The sequence below is a fragment of the Streptomyces acidiscabies genome (genome assembly GCF_020010905.1).
Classification (GTDB): Bacteria; Actinomycetota; Actinomycetes; order Streptomycetales; family Streptomycetaceae; genus Streptomyces; species Streptomyces acidiscabies.
In genome coordinates this window covers 5,826,640-5,843,385 of sequence record NZ_JAGJBY010000001.1, presented here as the reverse complement: position 1 = coordinate 5,843,385, position 16,746 = coordinate 5,826,640, and the positions used below count along the sequence as shown (strand labels likewise).

At 72.4% G+C, this 16,746-nt stretch carries 17 protein-coding genes; 2 read left to right on the top strand and 15 right to left on the bottom strand.

Going from position 1 to position 16,746, the window contains the following annotated elements:
* Position 1 precedes the first annotated feature (1 nt).
* From J8M50_RS26715 to J8M50_RS26705, 3 genes are all read right to left on the bottom strand, one after another.
* A complete protein-coding gene (locus tag J8M50_RS26715; protein ID WP_010352169.1) occupies positions 2–502 on the bottom strand; it encodes a tripartite tricarboxylate transporter TctB family protein in 501 nt (166 codons plus the stop codon).
* Positions 499–1,482 (bottom strand): Bug family tripartite tricarboxylate transporter substrate binding protein, encoded by a 984-nt coding sequence (locus J8M50_RS26710; RefSeq protein WP_010352170.1) that lies wholly within the window; start codon positions 1,480–1,482, stop codon positions 499–501. The genes J8M50_RS26715 and J8M50_RS26710 overlap by 4 nt, the downstream gene beginning before the upstream one ends.
* Positions 1,483–1,622: 140 nt before the next feature.
* On the bottom strand, positions 1,623–2,579 hold the full coding sequence (locus tag J8M50_RS26705; RefSeq protein ID WP_059047658.1) for a Bug family tripartite tricarboxylate transporter substrate binding protein: 957 nt from the start codon (positions 2,577–2,579) through the stop codon (positions 1,623–1,625).
* 72 nt (positions 2,580–2,651) lie between these two features.
* Here J8M50_RS26705 and J8M50_RS26700 point away from each other — a divergent pair, with 72 nt between their 5' ends.
* Together J8M50_RS26700 and J8M50_RS26695 are read left to right on the top strand one after the other, a co-directional pair.
* On the top strand, positions 2,652–4,247 hold the full coding sequence (locus tag J8M50_RS26700) for a sensor histidine kinase (RefSeq protein ID WP_010352172.1): 1,596 nt from the start codon (positions 2,652–2,654) through the stop codon (positions 4,245–4,247).
* Positions 4,244–4,912: a response regulator gene (locus tag J8M50_RS26695; RefSeq protein WP_010352173.1), complete on the top strand. Its 669-nt coding sequence runs from the start codon at positions 4,244–4,246 to the stop codon at positions 4,910–4,912. The genes J8M50_RS26700 and J8M50_RS26695 overlap by 4 nt, the downstream gene beginning before the upstream one ends.
* Before the next feature lie 3 nt (positions 4,913–4,915).
* Here the strand turns inward: J8M50_RS26695 and J8M50_RS26690 are convergent, their stop codons facing one another.
* The 12 genes from J8M50_RS26690 to J8M50_RS26635 all read right to left on the bottom strand — a co-directional run bounded on the left by J8M50_RS26690 (position 4,916) and on the right by J8M50_RS26635 (position 16,634).
* Positions 4,916–5,425, bottom strand: a complete 510-nt coding sequence (locus J8M50_RS26690) for a MarR family winged helix-turn-helix transcriptional regulator (RefSeq protein ID WP_029183638.1) — start codon at positions 5,423–5,425, stop codon at positions 4,916–4,918.
* Positions 5,426–5,543: 118 nt separating this feature from the next.
* On the bottom strand, positions 5,544–6,197 hold the full coding sequence (locus J8M50_RS26685; protein ID WP_010352175.1) for a response regulator: 654 nt from the start codon (positions 6,195–6,197) through the stop codon (positions 5,544–5,546).
* A gap of 97 nt (positions 6,198–6,294) precedes the next feature.
* Positions 6,295–7,653 carry a sensor histidine kinase gene (locus J8M50_RS26680; protein WP_010352176.1) on the bottom strand — a complete coding sequence of 453 codons (1,359 nt, stop codon included), beginning with the start codon at positions 7,651–7,653 and terminating at the stop codon, positions 6,295–6,297.
* A gap of 50 nt (positions 7,654–7,703) precedes the next feature.
* Entirely contained in the window at positions 7,704–8,834 is a 1,131-nt protein-coding gene (locus J8M50_RS26675; protein WP_010352177.1) for a hypothetical protein, read from the bottom strand.
* Between the two features lie 151 nt (positions 8,835–8,985).
* The gene (locus J8M50_RS26670) at positions 8,986–9,177 is read right to left on the bottom strand and encodes a hypothetical protein (protein WP_010352178.1); all 192 of its coding nucleotides are present in this window, start codon (positions 9,175–9,177) and stop codon (positions 8,986–8,988) included.
* Complete coding sequence (locus J8M50_RS26665) at positions 9,174–10,523, bottom strand: aldehyde dehydrogenase family protein (RefSeq protein ID WP_010352179.1); 1,350 nt, start codon at positions 10,521–10,523, stop codon at positions 9,174–9,176. The genes J8M50_RS26670 and J8M50_RS26665 overlap by 4 nt, the downstream gene beginning before the upstream one ends.
* A 16-nt stretch (positions 10,524–10,539) precedes the next feature.
* A complete protein-coding gene (locus J8M50_RS26660) occupies positions 10,540–12,237 on the bottom strand; it encodes an asparagine synthetase B family protein (protein ID WP_010352180.1) in 1,698 nt (565 codons plus the stop codon).
* A 50-nt stretch (positions 12,238–12,287) separates the two neighbouring features.
* Entirely contained in the window at positions 12,288–12,797 is a 510-nt protein-coding gene (locus J8M50_RS26655) for a hypothetical protein (protein ID WP_010352181.1), read from the bottom strand.
* 28 nt (positions 12,798–12,825) lie between these two features.
* On the bottom strand, positions 12,826–13,647 hold the full coding sequence (locus J8M50_RS26650; RefSeq protein WP_010352182.1) for a hypothetical protein: 822 nt from the start codon (positions 13,645–13,647) through the stop codon (positions 12,826–12,828).
* A 1-nt stretch (position 13,648) separates the two neighbouring features.
* On the bottom strand, positions 13,649–14,923 hold the full coding sequence (locus J8M50_RS26645) for a hypothetical protein (RefSeq protein ID WP_223786275.1): 1,275 nt from the start codon (positions 14,921–14,923) through the stop codon (positions 13,649–13,651).
* A 26-nt stretch (positions 14,924–14,949) separates the two neighbouring features.
* The gene (locus J8M50_RS26640) at positions 14,950–15,948 is read right to left on the bottom strand and encodes a hypothetical protein (RefSeq protein ID WP_010352184.1); all 999 of its coding nucleotides are present in this window, start codon (positions 15,946–15,948) and stop codon (positions 14,950–14,952) included.
* Positions 15,945–16,634 carry a cupin domain-containing protein gene (locus J8M50_RS26635; RefSeq protein WP_223786274.1) on the bottom strand — a complete coding sequence of 230 codons (690 nt, stop codon included), beginning with the start codon at positions 16,632–16,634 and terminating at the stop codon, positions 15,945–15,947. The genes J8M50_RS26640 and J8M50_RS26635 overlap by 4 nt, the downstream gene beginning before the upstream one ends.
* Positions 16,635–16,746: the final 112 nt, after the last annotated feature.

The following is a 16,746-nucleotide window of genomic DNA, read 5'->3' as shown; positions in this document are numbered from 1 at the left end:
GTCACAGCACTCCCATGAGGGGGCCGCCGGGCAGCGGCACGCCGAGCAGGTGGTCGAAGAGGACGTAGGTGACGAAGGAGAGGCCGGCTGCGATCAGCGGATCGCGGTCGAAGCGGCGGCTGCCGAGGACGAACGCGGCGCCCCAGAAGAGCAGCGCGCCGGCGACGGGGAAGCCGGCGGGTTCGATGAGGACGGCGGCGGCGAGGAACACCCCGGTCAGGCCCAACACGGCACGCCAGTCGGCGGGTTCGGTGAGGTCGATGTCCTCGCCTGACTCCGCTTCGCCCCGGCCGCCGCGCAGGACGTCCACGGCGAGGAGTACGGCGATCAGCAGGAGCCCGGCGCCGACGGCTATCGGTACGGTGCGGGGGCCGACGGGGCCGCGCTGGCCGATGTCGATGTCCATCGTGAGGGCGTCGGTGAGGACGAGGGCGCCGAGCGCCAACAGGAGGGCGCAGACGCCGAGTTCGGAGTGTTCACGCCACCAGGCACGGGTGATCACAGGCCCAGCTCCTTCAGTACGGACACGACGCGCGCGTCCTGCTCGTCGAGGAACGTCCCGAAGGCGTCGCCGGTGAGGAACGCGTCGTCCCAGCCGTTGCGCTTGAGGGACTCCTGCCATTCGCCGGACGCGTGCAACTCCTCGAAGAAGGTGACGAGTTTGTCGCGCTGGGCGTCGGAGATGCCCGGCGGGGCCACGACGCCACGCCAGTTGGTGAACTCGACGTCGTACCCGGCCTCTTGGAGGGTCGGCGCGTCGAGTCCGGCGACGCGTTTCGTGCCGGTGACGGCGAGCAGGCGCAGTTCGCCGGACTTGATCTGGTCGAGGTACTCGCCGACGCCGGACACCCCGAAGGCGACCTTGCTGCCGAGGATGGAGGCGAGGAGTTCGCCGCCGCCGTCGAAGGGGATGTAGTTGACGTCCTTCGGGGTGATCCCGGCGGCGCGCGCCATCAGCATCGGCGCGAGGTGGTCGGGCCCGCCGGGCGAGGAACCGCCGCCGACCGGAAGTTTGCCGGGGTTCTTCCGCCAGGCGTCGACGAGTTCACGGATGGTCTTGTACGGCGAGTCCGCCGCGACCACGACGACGTCCTGTTCCTCGGTGAGGCGCGCGATGGGGGTCGTGTCGGCGAGCGTCTTGGGCGCGTCGTTGGAGCGGGCCGCGCCGACCACGCCGAGGCCCATCGACATCGCGAGGCGTCCGTTGCCGTGTTCGCTGACCAGGCGGGCGAGGCCGACGGTGCCGCCGGCGCCGGGGAGGTTGAACACCTCGATGTTGTGGGTGAGTCCGGCGTCCTCGGCGTTGCGGGCGGCGGTGCGGGCGGTGATGTCGTAGCCGCCGCCGGGCGAGTTGGGGACCATGAAGCGCAGGCCGGGGATCTGGGTGCCGGTCTCGGCGCCGCTGCCGGTGGCCAGCAGCGGGGGTCCGAGGAGCAGCAGGATCGCGGCTCCGAGGAGGGCGAGGGGGGTGCGCAGGCGCACGGGTGCCACCACCTGTCGTACGGGAGTCGGGTGCGGGGTGTCCATAGGGTGCCTGCGCGCAGGGGGGCCGTCGTGCTTGCGGAAGCAATGGAGGTTCTGGTCTTTGTGGTCGGTACGTTTCTTTGTGGTCGGTACGTCGGTCAGTCCAGACCGAGTTGGACCACCAGCCGCGCCACGAACGCGTCCTGCTCCTTCAGGAACTCCCCGAACGCGTCCCCCGTCAAGAACGCGTCGATCCACCCCCGCCGCCCCAACTCCCCCTGCCACTGCGGCGTTTCGTGCAGCACGGTCAGTGCCTGGACCCACCGCCGCCGGTCCCCGGCGCTGATCCCGGGCGGCGCCACGATCCCCCGCCAGTTGATGAACTCCAGCTCGATCCCTGCGGACTTGAGCGTCGGCACCCCGGGCAGCGCCGCGACCGGCGAGGCCCCGGTCACCGCGAGGACCCGCAGCTGCCCGGCCTCGATCTGGTCGAGGAACTCCCCGAACCCGCTCGTACCGAACGCCACTTTCCCGTCGAGCAGCGCGGGCAGCAGCTCGCCGCCTCCCCCGTCGTACGCCACGTACCGCACCTCCCGGGGCACGATCCCGACCGCTTTCGCGAGCCGCATCGGCAGCAGATGGTCGGGCCCGCCGGGCGAGGAGCCGCCGCCCACGGTGACCCGCGCAGGGTCGGCCCGCCAGGCGTCGACGAGTTCCCCGACCGTCCGGTACGGCGAGTTCTTCGGTACGACGACGGCGCTGGCCTCCTCGATCAGCCGGGCCAGCGGTGTCGTGTCGGCGACGGTCGCCTCGGGCCGTGCGAGGTGGGAGGCGCCGACGACACCGAGGCCCATCTGGAGGGCGAGCCGCCCGTTGCCGCGTTCATTGACGGTGCGCCGCAGGCCGACGGTGCCGCCCGCGCCGGGCAGGTTGAAGACCTGGACGTCGGACGCGATGCCGGCCTTGTCCATGACGCGGGCCATGACACGGGCGGTGGTGTCGTAGCCGCCGCCGGGCGTGTTGGGGACCATGATGCGCAGCCCGTCGCGGGAGCCGTCGCCGCACGCGCCGGTCAGCAGGAGCGCGGGCAGGGCCAGGCGCAGGCGATTCCTCATGGCACCTCTCTTCCGCAACCCGCCGGGTGGGCGCCATGATTGTGCGCCACAGCAGCCGGTGAGATCGAGTGGATGGTGGGTACCACGTTTCGTCGCCAGACCCTCGCGGGCGAGATGCTGGTGCTCCAGACGGCGATCGTGGTGGTCGTCCTGGTGGCGGTCGCCGCGATCTCGCTCACCCAGTCGGAGGCGACGTTCCACCGGGTGGAGGGCCGCCGGGTCGGCGCGCTCGCCGAGCAGCTCGGCGCGAACCCCCTGGTCCGCAGCCGCCTCACGCGCCCCGCGCCGGAGGAGGCCCTCGCCCCGCTGGTCCACTCGACGCAGGCGCAGTCCGGGGTGACGTCGGTGTCGGTGGCCGACGCGAGCGGCCGGATCGTCGCCGCGACGGACCCGACGCTGGTCGGCAGGCTGCTGCCGAAGGCCCGGCCGGGCCGGGGCTGGTCCGGCTCGCTCGCCCTCGACGGCAGCCGTGAACTGGTCGCGCAGGTTCCGGTGTTGGCGGAGACGCGGAACAGCGTCGGCGAGCACCTGGGGACGGTGATGATCGGCGAGGCGTCCCCGACGGCGTGGCAGCGCCTGAGCGGCGCGTCCTCGTACCTGCTGGCCTACCTCGGTGTCGCCGGGGTCCTCGGTCTCGCCGGTTCCTGGCTGCTGGCGCGGCGGGTGAAGCGGCAGACGCTGGGCCTGGAGCCCCGCGAGATCGCCGGTCTCGCCGAGCACCGGGAGGCCATGCTGTACGGCATCGCCGAGGGCGTCGTCGCCCTGGACCCGCAGGCCCGGCTGACCCTCGTCAACGAGGTGGGCCGGCGCCTGCTCGACCTCCCCGAGGACTGCGTGGGCCAGAGCCTCGCCGAGCTGGGTGTGGAGGGGCGGCTCCGGGACGTCCTCGCGGAAGGCGCCGACCGGCGGGACGAGGTCGTCGTACAGCGTGGCCGGGTGCTGGTGCTCAACCGGATGGCCGTGTCGAAGGACGGGCGGCTGCTCGGGTCGGTGACAACGCTCAGGGACCGTACGGAACTTGCCCAACTGGAGCGGGAGATCGGGGCGTTCCGCAGCACGTCGGAGCTACTGCGGGCGCAGGCCCACGAGTTCGCGAACCAGTTGCACACCATCTCCGGGCTGATCCAGATCGGGGAGCAGGAGGAAGTCGTCCACTACATCCGGGCGTTGAACCAGCGCCGCCAGTCGCTGGACGTGACGCTGAGCCGTCGGGTGCGGGACACGGCCGTCGCCGCGCTGCTCACGGCGAAGGCGTCGCTGGCGGCCGAACGGCGGGTCGGCCTGCGGGTGTCGGAGCGGACCTCGCTGGAGCGGCTGGCGCCCGAGGACGCCGCCGACGTCGCCACCGTCGTGGGAAATCTCGTGGACAACGCGGTGGACGCGGCGGCCTCGGGCGGCGACGATCCGTGGGTGGAGGTCGAACTGCGGCAGGACGCGACCGGGGTGGAGATCGTCGTGCACGACTCGGGTCCCGGAGTGGCGCCGGAGCTGGCGCGGGAGGTGTTCACGCACGGGTTCACCACCAAGGCCGCCGAGGGCGGCGAGCGCGGGATCGGGCTGGCGCTGACGCGGCTCGTGTGCGAGCGGCACGGCGGGGAGATCCAGGTCGACGGGTCGGTGTTCACGGCCCGGCTGACGGTCAGAGCGGTGGAAGGAGCGAGCCGGTGATAGACGTCCTCGTGGTCGACGACGACTTCATGGTGGCGAAGGTCCACCGCACGTTCGTCGAGCGCGTCGAGCCGTTCCGGGTCGTCGGCGCGGTCGGCACCGGCGAGGAGGCGGTGCGGGCCGTCGAGGCGCTCCGCCCCGACCTGGTCCTCCTCGACCTGTACCTGCCGGACGTCTTCGGCCTGGACGTCCTCTCCCGGCTGCGCGCCGCCGGTCACGACTGCGACGTGATGGTCATCAGCGCGGCCCGCGAGGCGGACACGGTGCGCGGGGCGGTGCGGCAGGGGGTCGTCGACTATCTGCTGAAACCGTTCGAGTACGAGGACCTGCGTCCGCGTCTGGAGCGGTACGCGGCGCGGCGGTCCCGTCTCCTGACGACCGTCGTGCGCGGTCAGGCGGACGTCGACCGCGTTCTCGCCGGGTCCTCCGCGCGCGGCAGCGCGCTGCCCAAGGGGATGAGCGTGGAGACCGCCGAGCTGGTCGAACGCACGCTGCGGGACGCCGACGGGGTGCTGTCGGCCACCGAGTGCGCCGCGCTGACGGGGATCTCGCGGGTGAGTGCGCGGCGGTATCTGGAGTACTTCCACACGGTGGGGAGTGCGGACGTGACGCTGCGGTACGGGGTGACGGGGCGGCCGGAGCGGCGGTACGGGTGGCGGGTGTGAGCGCTACCGACGCAGCCTGGGTGCCTCGGCCGACAGGTCGCGCAGGGCCTGGGTCGCCTGGTCCACGCGTTCCGTGGGCGCGCCGTCGAAGAGGTCGGTCTGGACGGCCTCCCCGACGGCGACGACGGCGCGTCCGGCGATGTCGATCCCCTCGGGGGTGAGGTGGATCCAGGCGCTGCGGGCGTCCTCGGGGTCGGCCTCGCGGACGGCGTAGCCCCGGGCCACCAGGCGGTGGGCGACGTTGGTGGTGCCGCCGGTGGAGAGCATGAGGAGGCGGGCGAGGTTGTTCGGCTTCATGCGGTACGGCTCGCCCAGGCGGCGCAGCGCGGTCAGGACGTCGAACTCGGCGGGGGTGAGCTGGAACTCGGCGAGCGCCCGGCGCATCGCGGCGTCCAGTCCGGCGGAGAGGAACAGGATCCGTTTGGTCAGTTCCGTGGAGGCGAACAGGGACTCGGGGAGTTCTGCGCGCCACGAGTCGAGCCAGGTGTCCACGGGGTCGGGTTTGGTCGTCACGTTCGGCACTGTATACGAGGGTCGCTGTGTTGATAGCTTTCTTGATAGCAATTGGCCAGGGAGGGCGGGCTCGGTAGGTGCGGGCCGGGGCGTCAACGCCTTTGCCTGGGCGCGTGGTTCAGGCTTCGTCGGCCAGGCCTGCGTCGTGTGCGAGGACGGCTGCCTGGACGCGGTTCGTGCAGTCGGTGCGGGTGAGGATGCGGCTGATGTGGGCCTTGACCGTGCCCGCGCTGAGGTAGAGGCGGTCGGCGATCTCCGCGTTGGAGAGTCCGGCGGCGAGGAGGCGCAGGACGTCGAGTTCGGCGGGGGTGAGGTCGGCGAGGCGGGCCCGGGCGGCCTCGGTGTCGCGGCCCGACCTGACGTGCCGGTCGAGGAGTTGGCGGGTGATGCGCGGCGCGAGGACGGGCTCACCGCGCGCCGCGAGTTGTACGGCGCGGATCAGGTCGGCGGGCCCGGTGTCCTTGAGGAGGAATCCGCTCGCGCCGGCTCGCAGCGCGCGGGTGACACTGGCCTCCTCCCCGAACGCGGTCAGCATCACGACACACGTGCGCGGCGACATCCGGGTGATGTCCTCGGCGGCTGCGATGCCGTCCCGGCCCGGCATCTGGATGTCGAGGAGAGCCACGTCGATCTCCTGGCTGCGGCACACCTCGGCGGCCTCGCGGCCGTCCCCCGCCTCGGCGACCACCTTGATGTCGTCGGCGTTCTCCAGGATCAGCCGGATCCCGGCCCGCATCAGCGCTTCGTCGTCGGCGACCAGGACTCGGATCATCGGCTCAGTCTATGAGATGCCGCCCGGTCCTCGGGGTGCCGGCCGATGCCTGGAGTACCGCTGGTGCCGCTCGGCTCGTGCGACCGCCTGTACCCGCTCACCTGACGAACTCCGCGACCGCCAGGACCAGGAGGAACGCCACCGTCGGCAGCACGATCGTCACCGCGAGGCATCCCGATCCGAGCACGCGGGGCCAGGTCAGGATCTCGTCCGCCGCCGGGGTCCAGGCCGCTCGGCCGCCCGGGTCGAAAGCCGCCCCCGTCCCCTCCCCCGGTAGCCAGGCCGCGATGCGGAAGCCGCCGTCGGGCAGTGTTCCCGCCTCGAACTTTCCGCCGAGCAGCGAGACCCGTTCCTCGCAGCCGACCAGGCCGCTGTTGTTCCCGCCCTGGGACCGGACCCCGGTGCCCGGTGCCGCGTTCGTCACCGACACCTCGACCGCGCCGGCCGCGTTCCTGACGACCACTCTGGCCGGCGCTCCAGCCGCGTGTTTCAGCGCGTTCGTCAGGCCCTCCCGGACGACGCGGTGGATCGCCTGCCGGGTCCGGAATCCCACGTCGGCCGTGTCGGGGACGGACCAGTCCAGGTCGACGCTGCTTCCCGCCCGCCGGGACTCGGTCACGAGTGCGGTGATGTCCTCGCGTGTTCCGCGTTCCTCCCCCGTGAGGTCCGTGTGGCGCAGGACGCCGAGGATCTCGCGGAGTTCCTGCATCGCCGTACCGGCCGTGGTGCGCAGGAGTTCGGCCTGGCCGGACAGCGCGGGTGCCTGGCGTCCTGCGGCGAGTTCGAGGGCTCCTGCGTGGACGGAGATGAGGCTGAGGCGGTGGCCGAGGAGGTCGTGCATCTCGCCGGCTATCCGGTTGCGCTCCTGCATGCGCGCCGCCTCGTCGGTGAGGACGCGGGCCTGTTCCAGGTAGGCGTTGCGTTCCTTGAGGAGTCGCACCAGGGGGCGCCGTCTGCCGAGCAGCGTCCCCGCGAGGGCGGGGAGCACCAGGAGGATCACCGCCGAGGCCGCGCCGCCGCCGAGGTTCATCAGCAGGTCGCCGGACCAGATCAGCGACTTGGTGACGGTGAGCACCAGGACGAGAGCGCAGGAGATCCCGACGGTCCGCCAGGGCCGTGCGACCCGGCGCGCGGCGGCGAGGACGACGAGGGGGGCGACCGCCATCGTCCATACGTTCTCGCCGACGACCAGCACCGAGGCGCCCAGGACAGCGGCGGTGGGCCGGATCCGCCGGGCGGGGACGAGCAGGACCGCCACCGCCGCTTCGAGGACGGCCGACGCCAGGTGGACCGGGGGTGCGAGCAGCAGGGGCAGCAGGGAGAAGAGGGCGGCGAGCGTACAGAGGAACAGTTCGCGGCGGACCGTGCGCCGGTCCGCGCCGCCTACGGCCGACCTGATCGCCTCTGCTTCGTCGCGCAGCCTCGACACCCGTGCGTCCGCGAGCAGGTGACGCATGTTCTCCCTTCCGCCGCCGTTCTCCCAGGAGGAACGGTAGCCGTCGGGTGTCACGCGCCCAGCAGGGGAGTCAGGTCGGCGCGCAGGGCGACGACGTCCAGGTCCAGGAGTCCTGCGACGGTCTCGTCGTCGAGGAGGGCGGCCAGCATGTGGACCGTGCCGGTCGTGAGGGCGCCGTGCTCGGCGGCGGCCAGGCGGGCGACGTCGGTGATCCGCTGGGCTGCGGGGGTCAGCTCCACGGCGCCGTTTTCGGGAGCCGGTTCCTCGTCCTTGCCCGTGGTGCCGGAAGCGGGCGGGAGGGTGAGGGCGGAGGCGGTCAGGGTGTCCTGGCGTACGCCGTGCCGGCGCAGCAGGTCCGCGGCGGAGTTGACGGCCCGGAGGTCATCGGGGAGTGCGAGGCCGGCGACGTGCAGGGCACGGTCGAGGGCGAGGATGCCCAGCAGTTGATCCGCCGGTCCCGTGAAGCCCCGGCCGTGCCGGGCCGCCTGCCGCTGAGCCTCGGCGTTGACCGCGCCCATGACCGGTGAACCGTTCACACCGCTGCCCGAGACCAGGGAACCCAGCACGCGCATCACGGGGTTCCGCCGCCTGCCGAACGCCCCGCCCATCCGCAGCACGTGGATGCCGGCCGACTCCGGGGCCTCGTCCTCCGTGACGGCGGCGAGCCTCTCCAGTGCGGCGGCCGTGTCGACGCGCTCCAGCGTCATCGCCTCCCGCGCACGGGTGCCGGGCACCTCCACCAGGGACCGGGCCACATCCCTCTGGCGCACCGCCGGTGCCCCTTCGGTGCGGGCCGACTCCAGGGCGCGGAGCAGGCAGGCACGCAACGCCCCCGTCATGCCGGGCAGTTCGGCGGGTTCGCGCTTCGCGAGGCGGTAGCGCCAGCACACCTCGCGCCAGACGGCGTCCACCTCGCGGTCCTCGACGGCCTCGGCGTCGTCCTCGCTCACCCACCTCCCGCTCCCGGCGAGCGCCCGGATGTGCCCGCCGAGCGAACCGGCCTTCCGCATCCCCGAGACGATCGCCTCACCGGCGTCCGTCTCCCCCACCACGGCCTCCAGCACCGTGTCCGTCCCCACTGCCGTCAGCTCGATCCGCACCGCCACCTTCAGCGCCCGCCCCAGCAGCTCCACGACGTCCGTGCCGAACTCCGTCGCCATCCCGTCGACCCGCTGCACCATCTGCGTCTCCCGTCCCTCGCGTCCTCATCCACCTCGAACGCTACGGACCACGGACCGACCCCCGCATCGGCCGATCGGCCAGGCCACCGAGCCGATCGGCCCGAACGGGCTAGTCCTTCCAGTCAGATCCGCCGATGCCGATCGTCGCGGGTCACCCCTGCTGCTCGCTTCGCTGCCGGGTACGCAGCGTCCACAGATCCCGGCAGCCGTCGACGAACAGTCCCGTACCCAGCATCGGCGCCAGGATCGAGTACGGCTCTTTGGTGATCATCCCGAACAAGCTGAGGAGCACGATGGTCAGGCCGGAGACGACCTGTGCTCCGGCGATCAGCGGCTTCCTCACCCCCGCACCAACCTCGCCGTAACCGTCTTCGGCCGCTGATACTCATGCAGCGCCAGCACGCTCAAGTCCGTCCCGTGCCCCGACGCCCCCCGCCCCCCGTGCGGCAGCTCCGCCGTCTGTGCGAGGTGGCAGTTGAGCCACGCCTCCCCCGCGTTCAGCCGTCCGGCCAGCTCCAGCCCTGTCGTCAGGTCCCGTGTCCACACGCTCGCCGCGAGTGCCTGTGGGACCCCGTTCGCGAGGGACACCGCCGCGTCGACGTCCTCCGCCTGTTGGACCGTCAGCAGTGGCCCGAACACCTCCTCCACGATCGCCGGGTCGTCGTCGGGAAGGTCGGCGAGGATCCGTACGGGACGCCAGTAGCCGTTCTCCTCGCCTGAGCCCAGGGCGAGTTCGCCCGTGAGGGACCGTCCGGCCGCCGAGGACTTCACGATCCCGTCGTAACGAGCCGCCTGGTCCGCGTTGTTGAGGGGGCCGAAGTCGCGGCCCGCTACGCATTGCCGGGCCGCTTCGGCGAGTTCGGCGACCGTCTGTTCGTAGTTCTCGGGGAGGGTGATGACCCGCGCGGGTGCGGCGCAGCTCTGGCCGGCGTTGTAGGCGCAGGCGGCGACGAGCTGGGTCCAGGTGTCGGAGGGGGCGTCGGGGAGGATCAACGCGGGTGCGTTGCCGCCGAGTTCGAGGCTGACCCGGCGTCCTCCGGCCCGCGCGGCGACGTCGGCACCGGCGCGGGCGCTGCCGGTGAACGCGATCATGTCGACGTCCGCCGCGACGAGCAGCCGCCCCGTCTCACGGTCACCGGGAACCGTCGCCAGGACCCCCAACCCCAGCGCCTCGGCAGCGTGTTGAGCAAGCAGCTCCAACGTGTCCGGCGTCGTCTCGGCGGGCTTGACCACGACGACGTTCCCGGCGGCAAGCGCGGGAGCGCACCGCCAAGTAGCCATCATCAGCGGGTAGTTCCAGGGCACGACGACCCCGACGACCCCGAGCGGTTCCCAACGCACCCAGCTCTCATGCCCGTCGATCAACCGCCCGGCGGCAGGCGCGGTTTGGGCCCGCACAGCGGACGCGTAGAACCGGAACAGGTCGGCGACCTGCGCCACTTCACCGGCGGTCTCGCTCGACGGCTTCCCGGTCCCGGCGTTCTCGCGGGCGACGTACTCGGCCGCGTTCTCCTCCACGAGCGCGGCGAGCCGCTCCAGCCGACGCGAGCGTTCCTTGGGAGTGAGCCCCCGCCAAGTCGCCAGAGCCGTACGGGCGTTGGCGACCGCCTCGCCGACCTCGGGCTCGCGCCCGATGGGCGAGGTGCCTCGGGTACGGCCGGTGCGGGGGTCTATGAGGGTAGTGTTCACGTGCGCTGGTCTCCCTTTACAGGTCGTAGGCCCGGAGCCACAGCTCCAGGGTGAGGACGAGCCACAACTTGCCGCCCTGCCGGGGCAGTAGCGTGCCTTCGCCGCGCAGCCAGGTCCGTACGGTGTCGGTGCGGAACAGTCCCCGTTGCCGGGCCGCACGCCCGAGCAGCAGGTCGCCGCCGAGGTCGCGCAGGGGGCCGCCCAGCCACTGCTGCACCGGCACCCGCATGCCGCTCTTCGGCCGGTCCACGACCGTCTCGGGCAGCAGGTCCCGTACGGCCTCCTTGAGGACCCATTTCTCCGCCGTGCCACGGAGTTTGAGGGTGGGCGGGACGGCGAAGGCGTGGTCGATGACGCGCCGGTCGAAGAGGGGGGCGCGGCCCTGGAGCCCTTGGGAGGCGGTGAGGCGTTCGACCTTGGTGAGGATGTGGTGGGCGCCCTTGGTGCGGAGGTTGCAGTGCAGGAGCTGGTTGAGGAGGTGGGGCATGCGGTCGGGGCCGGTGAGGTAGGGCTCGACGAACCGCTGGGGAGGCGGGGCGAGTTCGAGGGTGGCCAGCGCGTCGGCGGTGAGCAGGTCCGGGAGGTCGGTCCAGCACTTGCGGTAGGAGCGCAGGTAGGCGGTGGCTCGGTCCTCCGACCAAGGTGCGCGGGAGTGCATCTCCTGGACCAGCATCGGGAGGTTCTTCGGCCCGCCGAACACCGGGTCCCCGCCCTCCCCGTTGAGGACGACCGTGTGCCTGTCTCCGGCGACCGCCTCGGCGAGCAGCAGGTTCGGGACGGTGAGCGGGTCGCCGACCGGGCTGTCGAGGAGGGCGGCGGTGTCGGCGAGCCGTGCCGCCACGGCCGTACCGGAGACCGTCAACACCCGGTGCCGGGTGTGGCAGTGGGCGGCGACGAGGCCCGAGTAGCCCAGTTCGTTGGGGAGTTCGTCGCCGAAGCTGATCGAGTAGGTGTGTACGGGGTGGCTGTGCAGCTTCGCGGCGAGCGCGGTGACGAGCGAGCTGTCGACGCCGCCCGACAGCAGGACGGCGACGGCCTCGGCCTCGGGCAGCCGCCGCGCGGTGGCCTCCTCCAGGAGGGTCCGCAGGGTGAGGACGGGGTCGCCATCGTCGTCGATGCGTTCCTCCGGCTCCCAGTACACCGTCTCCGTCGCACTCCCGTCGGCCGCGAGCCGCAGCACCCGCCCGGGCAACACCTCCCGCACGCCCTCCAGGAGCGTCTCGTCGCCCGGCAGGTAGGCGAAGGTGAGGAAGGAGCGTACGGCGGAGAGGTTCACGCGGGTGCCGAGCGCGGGCCAGCGGCGCAGGGCGCGCAGGGAGGTCGTGGCGGCCCAAGTCCCGTCTGCGCGGGCGTAGAAGAGGGTGCGGGCGCCGACGTGGTCGCGGATCAGGACGACGTCGTCGCCGTCCAGGATCGCCAGCGCGAACATGCCCTCGGCGAGCGCGACGCCTCGGGCGCCGAGGCGGGTCCAGCAGCGCAGGAGGAGTTCACCGTCGGTGATGTCCGGCGAGACGGGAGTGTCGAGTGCGGCTCGGAGTTCGGCGCGGTTGTGGAGGGTGACCTCGCCGACGGCGCGTCGGCCGTCCGCCTCGAACGGGCCGTCCGCGTGGCCCGGTTCGCCGGGTACGAGGCCGAGGCCCGGGGCGAGGGGGGTCACGCCCATCGCGGTGAGGTGCGCGGCGCCGGGTGCCGCGCAGACGCAGAAGCGCGCCATCGGGTGAGTGTCCTTTCTTCGGGGGGAGTACGACCGGTGCGGTGGGTCCGTCACCCGAAGTCGTCGTCGCTCCAACTCCCGTCGTCGTCCCCCCAGTTACCGCCGTCCCACCCGCTGTCGCCGCTACCGCCGTCCCCGCCTCCGGACGACGAACTCTGCGCCTGCTGTCTCAACTCCTCTTCCTCCTCCGGCGTGAGCGACACCGGCGGCAGGTGTGCGGCCGTCACCGCGAACCCCGCGATGCCGATCCCAGCGAGCACCGCGCCCACCCGCCCGCCGAACGACGTCCGGTTGACGGTGAGCCGCTCGCCGCGTCCCCACACGGTGCGGCCGTAGCCGATGTCCCGCCCGTACATGACCGTCCCGTCGGCGAGGACCCGCTTCACGATCCTGTCGCCGAGGAGTTCGTCGGTGCCGGTGCCGCCCCGCTCGTCGCGCCACCGCACGACGCCGTCCGGCCAGCGGCGACGCCATTCCTGGCCGCCGTCCTCGTAGGTGCGGTGGACGGTCCCGTCGGCCAGCAGTTCGTCGCGGTAGCCGGTCTCGCGTGGGCGGATCATGCGTGTGGGTCCTCGGTTCGGGGTCGGGTCAGGCATCGGGCCAGGTCATGAACCCGGCGGTACGCAGGTCGCGCAGTTCGCTCCAGGCGGAGGCGCGGGCGGGGCGGGGGGCCCTGGTCAGGCGCAGCACCGCGCGTACCAGGCGCGCGGGCGGTACGGCTGCGACCTCCGCGAAGCGGCCCGACGCGAGCCAGTCCACTTCCGCCGCCTTCAGGCCGTGCGGGAGCGGGCCTATCGGGGGTACGCGGCCGGGCCTTCTGCCGGAGACCAGGTGCAGGGTCTGTGCGTGGCGGGGGACGAGGCCGAGGGAGACCACCCTCACGCCGGGGACCGGGCCGAGGGAGTCGCGCACCTTCGCGGGGAGGGTGATGCCGGTGGGGCTCGCGTCGTGCAGGACGTGCACGGTCGCCGCGCCCGCTCGGGCCAGGGCTCCGGTGAGGCGGGGGTCCAGAGGGAGGTCGTCGGGTGCGGCGAGGATCGGGCAGGCCGCTTCCAGGTGTACGTGGTTGGCCAGCAGCATGCCGGCGATCTCGCGGTTCTGGCAGATCAGCAGGCGGGGTACGCCGTAGTCGTACAGGTCGGGTTCCCGTGCGGGGGCGCCGGTCGTCGGGGCGGGTTCCGCTGCGGGGAGGAGGCCCGGGAGGTCGAGGGCGTGCAGGGCTTCGGTGAAGTGGGGGAGGCGGACGGGTGGGGGCGGGCTGTACGGAACTCTGCGCAACGGGGCCGGGCGCGGGCGCAGCACCCGGCACGTCTCGTAGTACAGCTGGCGTTCCGTGAAGCGCAGGTCCCCGGGGGCGGCGGCCCGGCGCGCGGCCACGGTGATCGCGCGGCTCAGGAGTGGCCTCGGCATGTCAGTTCCCGTCCTTCTCGGAGGTCGGCCAGCTCATGAATCCCAGGGGGAAGAGGGTGGCCTGGCGTACGGCTCGTACCACTACCGACTCCAGCAGGGCGGGTGGGACGGCGGCGAGGGGGCTGTACCAGCCTTGGCTGAGCCACTGGACCTCTTCGGTGGTCAGGTGGCTGAGCCAATCTGGGGTGGGGGTGGGTATGGGGGCGGGGGTGGCTGAGTGGCTGAGCCTCTCGGCCACTTCGGGAGGTGAGTGGCTGAGCCTCTCCGTGCTGGCCCTCCCCGCCGCTTCCGGAGCTGAGTGGCTGAGCCTCTCGGCCTTCACGGTGGACGAGTGGCTGAGCCTCTCCCCCTCGCCGGTGGCTGAGTGGCTCAGCCACTGCTCCACACCAGCGGCACCAGTGGTCGAGTGGCTCAGCCTCTCATCCACTCCCCCGTCCAACCGGCTCAGCCTCTCACTGGCCAAGTGGCTGAACCACTCATCCACCGCACCATGCAGCACCACCGCCCGCCGATTCCCCCTCACCGCCCGCACCGGCATCCCCGCGTCCACCACCACCTGCCCCGGCCACCGCTCCCGCACCTCGGCGACGAGCCGCACCCCCGACACGCCCGCGTCGTGCAGCACGACGACCGGCACCCGCCCCGACACCCCGTCGAGTCCGGCGACAAGGCGGAAGTTCCAGCGTCCTGGCACCCCGTTCGCCGCGAGGAAGACTCTCGTCGCCAGGTCGGGGCAGAGGAGTTCGGTCATGCCGGTGATGCCCTTGCGGCTGGCCGCGTACGTCTGTTCGTCCACGATCCCGGGCGGCAGCTTGCCGTACACCTGGATCCACCGGTGCCGCATCATCGACCCGAAGGCGGCCGGCGTGGGCGCGATGCTGGCGCCCGCGCCGACGGCGGGCCGGTATGGCTGCCCCCGTGCGATCCGGTAGCCGAGGACGACGAGCCCGAGTCCCGCGAGCCAGACGAGTCCCCCGGCGGGTACGTCCTTCACGGCGATGCCGAGGGGGACGAGCCCGAGGGCCAGGAAGAATCCGGTGCCGCAGCCGATCCAGCCCTTGCGTCCCCGTTCCGGTGAGCCGGGCCAGGTGCGGTGGTCGGTGCGGGCCAGGTACCCGAGTTGGGCGACGGTGACCTTGCGGCGGCCGGAGTCGGTGGCGCGTTCGGCGATGCGGCGGATGCGCAGGTCGTGCATGCCACGGCCGTGCACCTTGGGGTCGAGGGCGAAGGCGCGCCCGCACTTGCCGCACACGCTGTTGGTGCGTTCCTTGCGCAACACCGACTCCTGGCAGCTGGGGCAGATCACCCGCGCCCCCTGGACCCGGCCTCCGGACCCTCGGGCCAGGTCAGGAACCCGACGGCGGCAGCCTCCCGCCGCGCCTCGACCTGCTCGACCGCCCGCGTCACGGCGGCCAGCAGCTTCGCCGGCGGCACCCCCACGAGCGGGAACCCCCACCCCCGCCCCAGCCACTTCACCTGCCCGGCGCTCAATTCCCCGGTCGCCACAAGGGACTTGACGGTGTCGGACCCCGGCCGCTCCCCCCGGACGGGTACAGCCTTCCGCACCCCGAACACGGCGTCCACCGGCACCCCGACATCGACGACGACCCGCCCGGGGTAAGCATTACGGGCCCAGTGCGCATACAACACCCCGGCGGCGTCGGCGTCATGCAGGACCAGTACAGGCACCCGGCCGGGCAGCGCGGACGGTTCGGTCACGACGTCCAGGCCCGCCGCGTCCAGGAAGACGGCGATGGACCGGTCCGGACAGAGGACGACGGGCCTCCCCGCCGACCCCTCTCGCGGCAGCGGCGCGCGGCTGTCGTCGAGGATGCCGGACGGCAGCGAACCGTAGACGATCCACCAAGTGGCCAGCGAGACGGTGCTGAACGCCGCCCGCTCGATCCGGGGCTTCCCCCGCCCCACCCCCATGCCGCGCGCGACGGCAAACCCGGCCGCCCCGAGGAGCGCGAGCAGGCCGACGGCCTGGGCGGCGCCCGTACCGGTGTCGAGTCCGAAGATGCCGGCGACCCCTCCGACGACGAGCAGGGCGATCGCGCACCCCATCTCGACCCGGGGCTCACGCAGCGAGCGGCGCGAGAGGGCGTACCACAACTGGCCGGTGGTGCAGGGGAGTTGTCCGTTCGCCGTGAGGGCCGACGCGACCCGGCGGACCCGGAGGTCGTTGAGCTTGAGGGGGTTGGTCTTGGGGTCGAAGACGTACCGGCGCCCGCATTTGGCGCACCGGTTGCCGGGGCGTTCCTTGAGCAGGAGGGACTGCTGGCAGTGCGGGCAGATCATGTGCGGCCCTCCAGTCCTTGCGCGATGCGCCGCAGGCGGGCGGCGAGGCGTTCGCGGACGGTGGTGGCGCCGGTGCCGTGGACGCCCTGGTGGCGTTCGATGTCCCGCAGGGCGGCGGCGAGTTGGCCGAACCCGCCGCGCCGTTCGGCCTCGTCCGCGGTGATCGCGTAGTCCTCGTGGTCGATGCCGTAGCCGGTGTTCGCCGCGAGGATGGTGAGCGGGTCGGTGTTCCGGTTGGCGAAGGAGTGCGGCATCATCTCGGGGATGCGGATCAACTCGCCGGGGGCGAGGGGGACTTCGGTGACGCGGTCGCGTTCGGCGTCGTACAGTCCGCAGGCGGCGTAGCCGAGGCTGAGGACGTAGTGCTCGCCGCCGTGGGCGTGGGGGGTGAAGGCGCTGCGCGGGCCGACGATGCCGAGTTTGACGGTGGCGTTGGAGGGGCGTTCGGGTGAGGTCTTGGCGTCGCCGACGAGGTAGTGGGCGAACTGGCCGTCGTCGATGAACCTCAACAGGTCCTTGTCGGGGCCGAGTTCGCGGGCGCCGTCGCGGTCGGCGAGGAGGACGGTGCCGTCCGCGCCGATCCGGTACAGCCGTACGCCGGACGGCAGGTGCCCCGCCCCCACGAAACCTTCACGCATACCGCCGGACAAGCGCGCCTCCCCCATGTGCCGCTCACGTACGCGCATGGTAAGCCGCTGATCCAGAACGCGACGAGGTTGCGGAGGGACCAACTTCCGACATCGGCGCGAATGCTGGGTGAACGGCCGGAGCCTCGCCCGTGAGCCGGCCTCACCCGTC